General features: G+C 64.4%; 12 protein-coding genes. 11 read left to right on the forward strand and 1 reads right to left on the reverse strand.

Annotated features, from left to right (window positions below):
- Positions 1-64: 64 nt before the first annotated feature.
- The 10 genes from nuoH (at position 65) to DVH29_RS07095 (ending at position 10404) form a co-directional block, all read left to right on the forward strand.
- Complete coding sequence (gene nuoH / locus DVH29_RS07050; protein ID WP_114645585.1) at positions 65-1099, forward strand: NADH-quinone oxidoreductase subunit NuoH; 1035 nt, start codon at positions 65-67, stop codon at positions 1097-1099.
- 11 nt (positions 1100-1110) lie between these two features.
- Complete coding sequence (nuoI, locus tag DVH29_RS07055; RefSeq protein WP_114645467.1) at positions 1111-1599, forward strand: NADH-quinone oxidoreductase subunit NuoI; 489 nt, start codon at positions 1111-1113, stop codon at positions 1597-1599.
- Positions 1600-1608: 9 nt separating this feature from the next.
- Entirely contained in the window at positions 1609-2217 is a 609-nt protein-coding gene (locus DVH29_RS07060; protein ID WP_114645468.1) for an NADH-quinone oxidoreductase subunit J, read from the forward strand.
- 10 nt (positions 2218-2227) lie between these two features.
- Positions 2228-2542 (forward strand): NADH-quinone oxidoreductase subunit NuoK, encoded by a 315-nt coding sequence (gene nuoK, locus DVH29_RS07065; protein WP_114645469.1) that lies wholly within the window; start codon positions 2228-2230, stop codon positions 2540-2542.
- Positions 2543-2549: 7 nt separating this feature from the next.
- Positions 2550-4508, forward strand: a complete 1959-nt coding sequence (gene nuoL / locus DVH29_RS07070) for an NADH-quinone oxidoreductase subunit L (RefSeq protein ID WP_114645470.1) — start codon at positions 2550-2552, stop codon at positions 4506-4508.
- On the forward strand, positions 4505-6067 hold the full coding sequence (locus DVH29_RS07075; protein WP_114645471.1) for an NADH-quinone oxidoreductase subunit M: 1563 nt from the start codon (positions 4505-4507) through the stop codon (positions 6065-6067). The genes nuoL and DVH29_RS07075 overlap by 4 nt, the downstream gene beginning before the upstream one ends.
- 9 nt (positions 6068-6076) lie before the next feature.
- Positions 6077-7522 (forward strand): NADH-quinone oxidoreductase subunit NuoN, encoded by a 1446-nt coding sequence (nuoN, locus tag DVH29_RS07080; protein WP_114645472.1) that lies wholly within the window; start codon positions 6077-6079, stop codon positions 7520-7522.
- A 59-nt stretch (positions 7523-7581) separates the two neighbouring features.
- Positions 7582-8415: a biotin--[acetyl-CoA-carboxylase] ligase gene (locus DVH29_RS07085; RefSeq protein WP_114645473.1), complete on the forward strand. Its 834-nt coding sequence runs from the start codon at positions 7582-7584 to the stop codon at positions 8413-8415.
- Between the two features lie 86 nt (positions 8416-8501).
- The gene (locus DVH29_RS07090) at positions 8502-10154 is read left to right on the forward strand and encodes a ribonuclease J (RefSeq protein WP_245944909.1); all 1653 of its coding nucleotides are present in this window, start codon (positions 8502-8504) and stop codon (positions 10152-10154) included.
- A 4-nt stretch (positions 10155-10158) separates the two neighbouring features.
- Positions 10159-10404, forward strand: a complete 246-nt coding sequence (locus tag DVH29_RS07095) for a DUF1467 family protein (RefSeq protein ID WP_114645475.1) — start codon at positions 10159-10161, stop codon at positions 10402-10404.
- A gap of 44 nt (positions 10405-10448) precedes the next feature.
- Here the strand turns inward: DVH29_RS07095 and DVH29_RS07100 are convergent, their stop codons facing one another.
- The gene (locus DVH29_RS07100; RefSeq protein WP_114645476.1) at positions 10449-11702 is read right to left on the reverse strand and encodes an aminopeptidase; all 1254 of its coding nucleotides are present in this window, start codon (positions 11700-11702) and stop codon (positions 10449-10451) included.
- Positions 11703-11792: 90 nt separating this feature from the next.
- Between DVH29_RS07100 and DVH29_RS07105 the strand changes: the two genes are divergently transcribed.
- Positions 11793-13013, forward strand: coding sequence for a TIGR03862 family flavoprotein (locus DVH29_RS07105; RefSeq protein WP_114645477.1), 1221 nt, complete (start codon positions 11793-11795; stop codon positions 13011-13013).
- Positions 13014-13054 lie beyond the last annotated feature (41 nt).

The raw sequence follows: 13054 nt of genomic DNA on the forward strand, positions 1-13054 counted from the left end.
TATGGATGGGTTTGTTTACGCGCTGGACTATCTCATCGGGGCCCCGATCCTTGGATTGGGGACCATGGTGGGATTCGTCTGGAAGGCGCTGCTGCTGCTGGTGACCCTCTTGGTCTTCACCGCCTTTATCCTGCTTGCCGACCGCAAGATCTGGGCCGCCGTGCAGATCCGCCGTGGCCCCAACGTGGTGGGCGCCTTCGGCCTGTTGCAGAGCTTTGCCGACCTCCTGAAATTCGTCTTCAAGGAGCCGGTGATCCCGGCCGGGGCCGACAAGGCGGTGTTCCTGCTCGCCCCGCTGGTGACCGTGCTGCTGGCGCTTTCCGCCTGGGCCGTGGTGCCGGTGGCCGAGGGCTGGGCCATGGCCGACATCAATATCGGCATCCTCTATATATTCGCGATCTCCTCGCTCGGCGTCTATGGCATCATCATGGGCGGCTGGGCGTCGAACTCGAAATACCCCTTCCTCGGGGCGCTGCGCTCGGCGGCGCAGATGGTCTCCTACGAGGTGTCCATCGGCCTCGTGATCATCACCGTGCTGCTCTGCGTGGGTTCGCTCAACCTGACCCATATCGTGCAGGCGCAGGAGCAGGGGGGGCTGGCCCACATGCTGGGCGTGCCGTGGCTGACCATCCTCAACTGGTACTGGCTGCCGCTGTTTCCCATGTTCATCGTGTTCTTCATCTCGGCCCTGGCCGAAACCAACCGGCCGCCCTTCGACCTTCCGGAGGCCGAATCCGAGCTGGTGGCCGGCTTCATGGTGGAATATGGCTCGACGCCGTACATGATGTTCATGCTCGGCGAGTATGTCGCGATCATCCTGATGTGCGCGCTGACCACCATCCTGTTCCTGGGCGGCTGGACGGCGCCGATCGACTTGCCGCCCTTCACCTGGATTCCGGGCGTGGTCTGGTTCGTGCTCAAACTCAGCCTGGTCTTTTTCATGTTCGCCATGGTCAAGGCCATCGTCCCCCGTTACCGCTATGACCAGCTGATGCGGCTGGGCTGGAAAGTCTTCCTGCCGCTCTCGCTCGCCATGGTGGTCATCGTCGCCGCCGTCCTCCAGCTCACGGGCTGGGGCTGGCATGGCGGCATGGCTTAAGGAGAGAACCGATGAAAGCCCTGCGGTTTCTCGATGCAATGCTGCTGCGCGAATTCGTGTCGACCATGTTCCTGGCGATGCGCTATTTCTTCGCGCCCAAGCCCACCATCAACTATCCCTTCGAGAAGGGGCCGGTGAGCCCGCGCTTTCGCGGCGAGCACGCCCTGCGCCGTTATCCCAATGGCGAGGAGCGCTGCATCGCGTGCAAGCTGTGCGAGGCGATCTGCCCGGCCCAGGCCATCACCATCGAGGCCGGCCCGCGCCAGAACGACGGCACGCGGCGCACGGTCCGTTACGATATCGACATGGTCAAATGCATCTATTGCGGCTTCTGCCAGGAAGCCTGCCCGGTCGATGCCATCGTCGAGGGTCCGAACTTCGAATTTGCAACCGAGACGCGCGAGGAACTCTATTTCTCCAAGGAGCGCCTGCTCGCCAATGGCGACCGCTGGGAGCGCGAGCTTGCCGCCAACATCGCGCTCGACGCGCCGTACCGCTAGGAGCGACAGGTGACCTTGCCGCTATTTTTCTTCTACCTGTTCTCGGCCATAGTGATCGCCTCGGCGATCATGGTGATTTCCTCGCGCAACCCCGTGCATTCGGTGCTGTTCCTGATCCTCGCCTTCGTCAACGCCGCCGGCATCTTCATGCTGGCGGGAGCCGAATTCCTGGCGCTGATCCTGATCGTCGTCTATGTGGGCGCCGTGGCCGTGCTGTTCCTGTTCGTCGTCATGATGCTCGACGTGGATTTCGGCGAATTGCGGCGCGGCATGCTGCAATATGCGCCGATCGGCATCGTGGTCGGGCTCATCCTGCTGCTCGAATTGCTGCTGGTGGCCGGATCGGCCTGGCTGGTTCCAGAGGCCGCCGGATCGGGGGCGCTGCCGATTTCCGGCGACGTCGACAATATCCGCGCCATCGGGCGGGTGCTCTATACGCGCTACATCTATCTGTTCCAGGCGTGCGGCCTCGTGCTTCTGGTGGCGATGATCGGGGCGATCGTCCTGACCCTGCGCCACAAGCCCAATGTCAAGCGCCAGGACGTTGCCGCCCAGGTGGCGCGCACCAAGGCAACGGGCGTCGAGATCGTCAAGGTCGAGAGCGGAAAAGGGCTGTAAGGGGATTATGATGACACCGGTTATCGGGCTCGGTCACTTCCTGACCGTCGCGGCCATTCTGTTCACCATCGGGGTGTTCGGGATTTTTCTCAATCGCAAGAACATCATCATCATCCTGATGTCGGTGGAGCTGATCCTGCTCGCCGTCAACATCAACCTCGTGGCGTTCTCGTCCCATCTGGGGGACCTGGTGGGCCAGATATTCGCGTTGCTGATCCTGACGGTGGCGGCGGCGGAAGCGGCCATCGGGCTGGCCATCCTCGTGGTCTTCTTCCGTAACCGCGGCTCCATCGCGGTCGACGACGTCAACATGATGAAGGGCTAGGGCAGCCATGATCCAGGCAATCGTATTCCTGCCGCTGATCGGCGCGCTGGTGGCTGGCCTTTTCGGCCGCGTCATCGGCCACAAGCCCGCGGAAGTCCTCACCACGGCGCTTCTGATCGCCGCCGCCGCCCTGTCCTGGGTGGTGTTCCTCCCCTTCTTTCTCGGCGATGGCGAAGCCTATAAGGTCTCGGTGCTGAGCTGGATCCATGCGGGCGACCTGCAACTGGACTGGGTGCTGCGGGTCGATACGCTGACGGCGATCATGCTGGTGGTGGTCAACACCGTCTCCTCGCTCGTCCATCTCTATTCGATCGGCTACATGCACGAGGACCCGCACCGGGCGCGGTTCTTCGCCTACCTCTCGCTGTTCACCTTCGCCATGCTCATGCTGGTGACGGCCGACAATTTCATCCAGATGTTCTTCGGCTGGGAAGGGGTGGGCCTCGCATCCTACCTGCTGATCGGCTTCTGGTATCAAAAGGAATCGGCGCGTGCCGCGGCGATGAAGGCCTTCGTCGTCAACCGGGTCGGCGATTTCGGCTTCCTCTTGGGCATTTTCGGGACCTTCTTCCTCATCGGCACGCTGGGCTTCGACGAGACCTTCGCGGCCCTGCCGGGCGTGGCCGACGCCACCATGCCGTTCCTCGGCTGGCAGGCCCACGCCCTGACGGTGATCTGCCTCCTCCTCTTCATGGGGGCCATGGGCAAGTCGGCGCAGTTCCTGCTCCACACCTGGCTGCCCGACGCCATGGAGGGCCCGACCCCGGTCTCGGCCCTCATCCACGCCGCGACCATGGTCACCGCCGGGGTCTTCATGGTGGCCCGCCTCTCGCCCATGTTCGAGCTGAGCGAGACGGCGACGCTGTTCATCATCTATATCGGCGCCATCACGGCCTTCTTCGCCGCGACGGTCGGCCTGGTCCAGAACGACATCAAGCGCGTCATCGCCTATTCGACCTGCTCGCAGCTCGGCTACATGTTCGTGGCGCTGGGGGTAGGGGCCTATTCGGCGGGCGTGTTCCACCTCTTCACCCACGCCTTCTTCAAGGCCCTGTTGTTCCTTGGCGCCGGCTCGGTGATCCACGCCATGCACCACGAGCAGGACATGCGCAATATGGGCGGCATCCGCAAGAAGGTGCCGATCACCTATGCCATGATGATGATCGGGACGCTGGCGCTGACCGGCGTCGGCATTCCGGGGACCTCGCTGGGCTTTGCCGGCTTCTTTTCCAAGGATGCCATCGTCGAGGCCGCCTATGCCTTTGGCGGCACCGCCGGCTCGTTGGCCTTCTGGCTGCTGGTCATCGCCGCCATGTTCACGAGCTTCTATTCCTGGCGCCTGGTGCACCTGACCTTCCACGGCCCGACCCGCGCCGATCCCCACACGTTCGAGCACGCCCATGAGAGCCCGAACGTGATGCTGATCCCGCTCTACGTCCTGGCCATCGGGGCCGTGGTGGCCGGCGTCATCTTCTACGATTCCTTCTTCGGCCATGCCGAGCATGTGGAGCACTTCTTCCAGGGCTCGGTCGTGGTCGATGCGGCGATCATCGACGCGGCGCACCACGTGCCGACCTGGGTGAAATGGTCGGCGACCATCGCGATGCTGCTCGGTTTCGTGACCGCCTGGTACATGTATATCCGCAACCCCGACGCCCCCAAGCAGTTGGCGGCCGAGCATCGCGGCCTGTACCAGTTCCTCCTCAACAAGTGGTATTTCGACGAGCTCTACGACCGCATCTTCGTGCGGCCGGCGCGCTGGATCGGGACCGCCCTGTGGAAGGGGTTCGATGACTGGCTGGTCGATGAAACCCTCGTCGAGGGGCTGGGCCGCAGGGTCCGGCAGGTGACCGGCTTCGCCACCCGCCTGCAATCGGGCTACCTCTATCACTACGCCTTCGCCATGCTCATCGGCGTGGCCGCTCTCATCACCTGGGCCATCGCCGCCGGGGGACTTCTGGGATGATCCTGACAAACAACATCCTGACCATCGTGACGTTTCTGCCGCTGGTCGGGGCTCTTTTCATTCTGCTGACTCCCGGGCGGGACGAGACCGCGGCGCGCAATATCCGCTGGATCGCGCTGGCGACCACGCTGGTCACCTTCGCCTTCACGCTGGTCATGTGGGCGATGTTCGACCCCAGCACCGCCGACTTCCAGTTCGTGCAGAACCAGCTCTGGCTGGGTGACGTGATCGGCTACCGCATGGGCGTCGACGGCATTTCGGTGCTGTTCATCGTCCTCACGGGCCTGTTGATGCCCATGTGCATTCTCGCGAGCTGGGAATCGATCACCTATCGCGTGCGCGAATACATGCTGCTGTTCCTCGTCCTCGAAATGCTGATGATCGGCGTGTTCGCGACGCTGGACCTCGCCATGTTCTACGTCTTCTTCGAAGGCACGCTGCTGCCGATGTTCCTCATCATCGGCATCTGGGGCGGCCAGCGGCGCATCCAGGCGAGCTACAAATTCTTCTTCTACACCTTCACCGGCTCGGTGCTGATGCTGCTGGCCATCATGGCGATGTACTGGCAGGCCGGAACCCTCGACATCGCCCGGCTGCTCAGTTTCGAATTCTCCGAGGATGCGCAGTTCTGGCTGTGGCTGGCCTTCTTCGCCTCGCTGGCAGTCAAGATGCCCATGTGGCCGCTGCACCGCTGGCTGCCCGAGGCGCACGTGGAAGCGCCGACCGCCGGCTCGGTGATCCTGGCGGCGATCCTCCTGAAGCTGGGCGGCTACGGCTTCCTGCGCTTCTCGCTGCCCATGTTTCCCGATGCATCGGCCTATTTCTCCAACTTCGTGTTCTTCCTCTCGGTCGCGGCGATCATCATCACCTCGCTGGTGGCGTTCGTGCAGACCGACATCAAGAAGCTGATCGCCTATTCCTCGGTGGCCCATATGGGCTTCGTCACCATGGGGATCTTCGCCGGCAACGTCTATGGCGTGCAGGGCGCCATTTTCCAGATGATCAGCCACGGCATCGTATCGGGTGCGCTGTTCCTTTCGATCGGCGTCATCTACGACCGCATGCACACCCGCGACATCAACGCCTATGGCGGCCTCGTCGAGCGCATGCCGCGCTATGCCTTCGCCTTCATGGTGTTCACGATGGCCAATGTCGGCCTGCCGGGAACCTCGGGCTTCGTGGGCGAATTCCTGACGCTGTTCGCCATGTATCAGGTCAATACCTGGTTCGCCGTGCTGGCAACGACCGGGGTCATCCTGTCGGCCTGCTATGCGCTGTGGCTCTATCGCAAGATCATCTGGGGCGCGCTGGAAAAGGAGAGCCTCAAGTCGATCCTCGATCTCAACACCCGCGAAATGGTGACCATCGTTCCCCTGGTCGTCCTGACCATCTTCTTCGGCGTCTATCCCGCGCCGCTGATGGATGCGATGGCGGTTTCGGTGCAGGCGCTGGTCGACCACTATCAGGCGGCGGTCGGGCTCGAACCCATGTCGGCGCTGATCGACCTGGGAACGGCCGGCAATGTCCAGGCGGCAGCATCCGCTGCGGCCAGTCACTAGGAGGTGAATATGGTAACCGAATTTGCCGGCTTCGCCTCGCTGGCGCCTGCCTATCCCGAAATGCTGGTCGCGGTCGGCGCGCTGGTGCTGCTGCTGATCGGCGTTCTGGCCCGAAAGGAAATCTCAACCGCGGTCACGGGCATCGCCATCGGGCTGATGGTGGTTGCGGCGGTGCTGATCGTCGCCCAGCCCAATGAGGGCGTGATCTTTGCCGGCGGCTTCATCAATGACGGCTTCGCCCGCTTCATGAAGGTGCTGGTGATCACCGGATCGGCCTTCGCGCTCATCCTTGCCGTGTCCAATTCCGCCGATCACGGGCTGAACAAGTTCGAATATCCGGTGCTGGTCGTCCTCGCGACGCTGGGCATGATGATGATGGTTTCGGCCAACGATCTCATGAGCCTTTATGTCGGCCTCGAATTGCAGTCGCTGGCGCTCTATGTGGTGGCCGCCTTTCGGCGCGACAGCGTCAAGGCGACCGAAGCGGGGCTCAAATATTTCGTCCTCGGCGCACTCTCCTCAGGCATGCTGCTTTATGGCGCCTCGCTGGTCTATGGCTTTACCGGCCACACCCAGCTCGACCAGATCGCCCAGGCCGTGGCGCTGACGGACCGCAATCCGGGCATCATCTTCGGGCTGGTCTTCCTCCTGGCCGGCATCGCCTTCAAGATTTCCGCCGTGCCCTTCCATATGTGGACGCCGGACGTCTATGAGGGCGCGCCGACCCCGGTGACCGCCTTTTTCGCCTCGGCGCCCAAGGTCGCCGCCATGGCGCTGCTGATCCGCGTGGTGTTCGACGCCTTCGAGCCCATCGCCCGCGACTGGCAGCAGGTGGTGATCTTCATCTCGATCGCCTCCATGGTGCTGGCCTCCTTCGCGGCCATCGGCCAGAACAACCTCAAGCGCCTCCTCGCCTATTCCTCCATCGGCCATGTGGGCTTCGCGCTGGTCGGGCTGTCGGCGGGCAATCTCGTCGGCGTCGAGGGCGTTGCCATCTATATGGCGATCTATCTCTTCATGACCATCGGCACCTTTGCCTGCATCCTGGCGCTCAAGAACGATGACGGCTATGTCGAAACCATCGACGACCTGGCCGGGCTCGCCAAAAACCGGCCCTTCGTCGCCGCCATCATGGCGCTGTTCATGTTCTCGCTGGTCGGCCTGCCGCCGCTGGCCGGGTTCTTTGCCAAATGGCAGGTGTTCCTCGCCGCCATGGAGGCGCAATTGTTCGTCCTCGCGGTGATCGGCATGCTGGCGAGCGCCGTGAGCGCGTTCTACTACCTGCGGATCATCAAGGTGATGTATTTCGACGAGCCGGTGAACTCCTATGCCGCGCCCGCCATCGAGCTCAATATCGTCCTCGCCGTAACCGGCTTTCTGATCCTGAGCTATTATTTCACCATCGGTGCCCCGCTGACCGCCTGGGCGCATATGGCGGCCAATTCCCTGTTCTAGGCGCGGAAGGGAACGCCCATGGCAGGAGCCTTGACGATCACGGGACGGGCGGCGGGCTTGTGGTAGCCTTTCCGCTTCCTCCACGCGCCGCCGCGGCCGGCTATCGCGTTATCGGCTTCGATAGCGTCGGCTCGACCAATGCGCTGGCCATCGACGCCGCAAAGGCCGGCGATGGGGGAAAGGTGTGGTTTGCCGCCTTGCAGCAGACCGAAGGGCGCGGGCGGCGTGGCCGGGCCTGGGAAAGCCCCTATGGCAATCTCGCCGCTTCGCTGATGATCGTCCCCGACGCCCCGGCCTCGGCGCTGCCAGGGCTCGGCTTCGTGGCCGGCGTGGCGTTCGACGCGGCGCTGGCCCGGCTGCTGCCCGATCTGGCCCTGCGCTCGGGAATCGACGGGGCGGACGGCACCAGCGACGGGCAGCGCGCCCGCATCGCGCTGAAATGGCCCAATGATCTTCTGGCCGATGGCGCCAAGATCGCCGGCATCCTGCTCGAGGCCTTTCCGCGGCCGGCCGGGGGCACGGCGATCATCATCGGCATCGGCGTCAATGTGGTGGCGGCGCCCGAAGGGCTGCCCTATCCCGCCTCGGCGCTGTCGGCCTTCAATCCGGCCATCGACGCGGCAACCGTATTCGAGGCACTGGCCGAAAGCTGGGTTGAGTGGTACGAAATCTGGAACGGCGGGCAGGGGACGCCACGTGTGATCGAGCGCTGGCGGGAGAACGCGGCCGGCGTCGGTGCCGAGGTCGCGGTGCAGCGGCCCGGCGGCGTGCTGCGCGGCATATTCGAAACGATTGATGATGCGGGCCATCTGATAGTCCGCGATGACGAAGGGCATCGGATCGCCATCACGGCGGGCGACGTCCATTTTGGAACCACGGCAACGCTGCGCTGAGAGGGCGGGCCGGACAGAGCTGGGAGTACGCCGCGGCAGGCCGCCGGCGCAAATGATCTATGGCGAAAAGCACGACAAGCGATCAGATGGTCTTCGTCCCCCTGGGCGGGGTGGGAGAAATCGGCATGAATATGGGGCTGTATGGCTATGGTCCCGAGCATGGCCGCAAATGGCTGGTCGTCGATTGCGGGGTGAGCTTCGGCGGGCCGGAACTGCCCGGCATCGAACTGGTCATGCCCGACCCCTATTTCCTCGAGGACCAGGCCGAGAACGTGGTGGGGCTGGTGTTGACCCACGCCCATGAAGACCATTATGGCGCCATCCTCGATCTCTGGCCGACCTTCGACAGGCCGGTATTCGCCGGCCGGTTCGGAGCGGCGATGCTCAAGGCCAAGCGGATCTCCAACCATATCGAGGACGATGTGGAGATCCAGCTCTTCGAGCCCGGCGTGCCGTTCCACGCAGGACCCTTCAAGGTCGAGGCCATCGAGGTGTCCCACTCGATCCCCGAATCCAACGCATTGCTGATCGAGACCCCGGCCGGGCGCGTGCTCCACACCGGCGACTGGAAGATCGATCCCTCGCCGGTCGGCACTCCGGCCACCAATATCCAGCGCTTCAAGGAACTGGGCGCGGACGACAAGCCACTGACCCTTATCTGCGACTCCACCAACGCCATGAAGGAAGGCGACAGCCCCTCGGAAACCGAAGTGGGCGTCAATCTCGAGCGCCTGATCGCCACGGCCAAGCACCGGGTCGCGGTGACGATCTTCGCCTCCAATCTGGGCCGCATGATCTCGATTGCCCGCGCGGCGGCCAAGGCCGACCGGCAGGTGGTGGCCGCGGGCCGCGCCGTGCACCGGATCGCCGGCATCGCGCGGGAGCTCGGCCTCATGGAGGGCGTTCCTGATTTCCTCGATCAGGACGCCTTTGGCTATCTGCCGCGCGAGAAGGTGGTGCTGATCTGCACAGGCAGCCAAGGCGAGTCGCGGGCCGCCATGGCCCGCATCGCCGATGGCAGCCATCCGGTCATCGACCTCTCGCCGGGCGATATGGCGATCTTTTCCTCCTGGGCGATTCCGGGCAATGAAAAGGCCGTGCTCGACATCCAGAACAAGCTGGTCGACAAGGGCGTGGTCGTGGTGACCGGGCGCGAGGAGATGATCCACGTTTCCGGCCATCCCCGCCGCCATGAACTGGCGCAGCTCTATGACTGGCTCAAGCCCGACGTGCTCATCCCCGTGCATGGCGAGCCCATGCACCTGGAAGCGCACGCCACCTTCGGGCGCGAAAAGGGCATCGAGACGGTGTTCTCCATCCGCAATGGCGACATGGTGCAGCTCTATCCCCAGCCCAGGCACATGCCGGGCGAGGTGCGCACCGGCGTGCTCTATCTTGATGGCAACCTGCTGTGCACGCCCGAGGAATCCAATGTCCGCGACCGGCGCCGGCTGGCCTTTGGCGGGGTAGTGATCGTCTCGCTGGTGGTCAACGGCAAGGGACAGATCGTCTCAGGCCCGGTGTTCGATCTGGACGGTATCCCGGATTTGGCCGACGATGACGATCCGTTGAGCGCGGTCGCCCATTCCGCCGCCCAGGGAGCGATCAAGAGTTTCCCGGAAAAGCGCCGCACCGATACCGGCCGTTTCGGCGAGGCGATCCGCAGGGCCGTGCGCTCCGAGCTCAATGCGGCCTGGGGCCGCAAGCCGCTGGTCAAGGTGTTCGTTCACAAGGTTTGAACCGATGCAGCTTTTCACCTATGCCGCCGTCTATTTCGTCGTCTGGTGGACGGTGCTCTTCATCACGCTCCCCTTCGGGGTGCGCGGGCAGCACGAGGACGGAGAGGTGACCGACGGCACCGACCCGGGCGCGCCGGTCAAGGCGCATCTGGTGCCCAAATTGATCGCGACCACCATCCTCGCGGCCATCGTAACGGTCCTGATTGGGATCGGCATGTCCAATCCCTGGCTGCAGGCCTACTGGAGCTGAGAACGAAAGAGGCCGGGAAACCCCGGCCTCTTTTTTGCGCTGGATCAGAAGGCCCATTCGCCCTTGCGGAACACCGGGACGCGGTCGCCGTCATGGGTGATGCCGTCGATATCGATTTCGGCGGACCCGATCATCCAGTCGATATGGATCAGGCTGGCATTGCCGCCCTTTTCGGCGATCTGCTCCTCGGTGAGCTTGTCGCCACCCGCGATGCATTCGCTGTAGCACTGGCCCATGGCGATGTGGCAGGCGGCGTTCTCGTCGAACAGGGTGTTGTAAAAGAGGATGCCCGACTGGCTGATCGGCGAGGAATTGGGCACCAGGGCCACTTCGCCCAGCCGGCGGCCGCCCTCGTCGGTATCGAGCACCTTGTTCCAGATCTCCTCGCCCCTGGAGGCGCGCACTTCGACCGCGAGGCCATCCTTGAACACCATTTCGATGTTCTCGATCACCGAGCCGTTATGGGCGAGGGGCTTGGTGGCGCGCACATGGCCGTCGACGCGGCGGGCATGCGGGGTCGTGAACACTTCCTCGCTCGGGATATTGGGATTGCAGGTGATGCCGTTCTTGGCCAGTGAGGCCCCGCCGGCCCATTTGTGATCGTCGGCCAGCCCGATCACCAGGTCGGTGCCCGGGCCGGTGAAATGCAGGTCGCGGAAATTTTTGGCGTTGAGCCAGTCGCGGCGGGCATGGATGTCGGCATTATGGGCCGTCCAGGCCGCGACCGGATCGGCATTGTCGGAACGCGAGGCGGCAAAGATCGCCTCGGAGAGCTTTGCGACGGCCGCGTCCTCGCTCAGATCGGGGAAAACCAGCGTGGCCCATTTGGGCGTGGGATAGGCCACGATGTTCCAGTTGGTTTCGAAGCTGGTGATCTTCTTGGAGGCGGGCTTATAGGCCCTGGAGGTGGCGCGCTGGGCGCGGGACACCCTGTCGGGGTCTTCCTCGGCCAACATCATCGGATTGTCCCCGGCGATGGCGAGGCGGGCCGTATTGTTGCTGAAGGCTTTGGCCATGCCCTCGAACAGCCAATCGGCCGCGTGGTCGAAGGCCTCGTCATTGCCGTGGCGATAGCGGGAGAGGGTGGTCTGCTCATCCGAATAGATGGTGGTGACGAGACCCGCCCCGGCCTTGTAGGCGTGCTCGGTGATCTTGCGCACCAGCGGCAGGGCCGTGAGGGGAGCAGTCATGATCAGGTCCTGTCCGGGCCGGAGGCCGAGACCGGTCTGGACGGCCAACTGGGCCAGCTTGTCGAGCTTTTCGGCGTTGATCGGAGCGGCGGAGGATGAGTCGGACATGATGGAACTTCTTTGCTTTCGACAAGGACTCGGATGAACGGCGAATCTATCGGTTTGACAGCCGGTGCGAAAGGGTGTTCGGGGCAGGCCATGACCAAGCGTATCGCGATCATCGGGGGCGGACCCGCCGGGCTTATGGCCGCCGAAACCATCTCGGCGGCGGGCTGCGCTGTGACGGTGTATGAGGGCATGCCGACCCTGGGGCGCAAATTGCTGATGGCGGGTAAATCCGGGCTCAACCTGACCCATGCCGAACCCATGGAGGATTTCCTCCCCCGGTTTGGCGCGGCGCGCGAGCGGCTGGAACCGAGCCTCCGGCAATTTGACAACCGCGCCGTGCGGGCCTGGGCCGAGGGGCTGGGGAGCCTGACCTTTGTCGGCTCGTCCGGCCGGGTCTTTCCCATGGCGATGAAGGCCTCGCCGTTGTTGCGGGCCTGGATCGCCCGTCTGGACGGGCAGGGCGTCACCATCCGCACGCGGCATCGCTGGATGGGGTTCGACGAGGACGCGTTGGTCTTCGAGACGCCGGATGGACGCCGCACCGATCGCTTCGACGCCGTGGTGCTGGCCCTGGGCGGCGCAAGTTGGCCGAGGCTGGGGTCCGACGCGGCCTTCATGCCCTGGCTGGCTGCTAAGGGCGTGGAAATCGCGCCGTTCCGCCCGGCCAATTGTGGCTTCGAGGTCGCCTGGAGCGCGCCGTTCATCGCGCGATTCGCCGGCCAGCCCGTGAAGGCGATTGCGGCACATTCGGATGCGGGAACCATTCGCGGCGAATTCGTCGTGTCGCGGCAGGGCATCGAAGGCTCGCTGGTCTATGCCCATGCGGCGGCGCTGCGCGACGGGCTGGAGCGCGGCCCGACCGCGCTGGTGCTGGACCTCGCTCCCGATCGCAGCCGCGACCGCCTCGAACGCGATCTCGGGCGGCAGCCGGGCAAGGCCAGCTTTGCCAATCGGCTGCGCAAGGGAGCTGGGCTGGATGGCGTCAAGGCCGGGCTGGTGCGGGAGCTGACCACCGAAGCGGTGCGGCGGGACCCGCTGGCCCTGGCGGGGGCCATCAAGGCGCTCGCCGTGCCGCTTGTGCGTCCGCGCCCCATCGCCGAGGCGATCTCGTCGGCCGGCGGCGTGTGCTGGAGCGGGGTGGATGCCGGCCTGATGCTGACCCGGCTTCCCGGCGTGTTCGTGGCCGGCGAAATGCTCGACTGGGAGGCGCCGACCGGGGGCTATCTGCTGACCGCGTGCCTGGCGACGGGCAAACGCGCCGGCGCCGGGGCAGCGGAATGGGTGAAGGCGCAGGCGGCGCACCCGGCCTGACCCGACACGAAAAAGGCCCGTCGGTGACGGGCCTTTCTCTT

Origin of the sequence: Pelagibacterium lacus, assembly GCF_003345525.1 — a bacterium.
GTDB classification, from domain to species: domain Bacteria; phylum Pseudomonadota; class Alphaproteobacteria; order Rhizobiales; family Devosiaceae; genus Pelagibacterium; species Pelagibacterium lacus.

Excerpts from the sequence above, each read along its gene's own strand:
- DVH29_RS07090 (WP_245944909.1), top strand. The coding sequence starts at position 8,502 with ATGGTCTTCGTCCCCCTGGGCGGGGTGGGAGAAATCGGCATGAATATG.
- DVH29_RS07075 (WP_114645471.1), top strand. The coding sequence starts at position 4,505 with ATGATCCTGACAAACAACATCCTGACCATCGTGACGTTTCTGCCGCTG.
- nuoH (WP_114645585.1), top strand. The coding sequence starts at position 65 with ATGGTGGGATTCGTCTGGAAGGCGCTGCTGCTGCTGGTGACCCTCTTG.
- nuoI (WP_114645467.1), top strand. The coding sequence starts at position 1,111 with ATGAAAGCCCTGCGGTTTCTCGATGCAATGCTGCTGCGCGAATTCGTG.
- DVH29_RS07095 (WP_114645475.1), top strand. The coding sequence starts at position 10,159 with ATGCAGCTTTTCACCTATGCCGCCGTCTATTTCGTCGTCTGGTGGACG.
- nuoK (WP_114645469.1), top strand. The coding sequence starts at position 2,228 with ATGACACCGGTTATCGGGCTCGGTCACTTCCTGACCGTCGCGGCCATT.
- nuoN (WP_114645472.1), top strand. The coding sequence starts at position 6,077 with ATGGTAACCGAATTTGCCGGCTTCGCCTCGCTGGCGCCTGCCTATCCC.
- DVH29_RS07100 (WP_114645476.1), bottom strand. The coding sequence starts at position 11,702 with ATGTCCGACTCATCCTCCGCCGCTCCGATCAACGCCGAAAAGCTCGAC.
- DVH29_RS07105 (WP_114645477.1), top strand. The coding sequence starts at position 11,793 with ATGACCAAGCGTATCGCGATCATCGGGGGCGGACCCGCCGGGCTTATG.
- nuoL (WP_114645470.1), top strand. The coding sequence starts at position 2,550 with ATGATCCAGGCAATCGTATTCCTGCCGCTGATCGGCGCGCTGGTGGCT.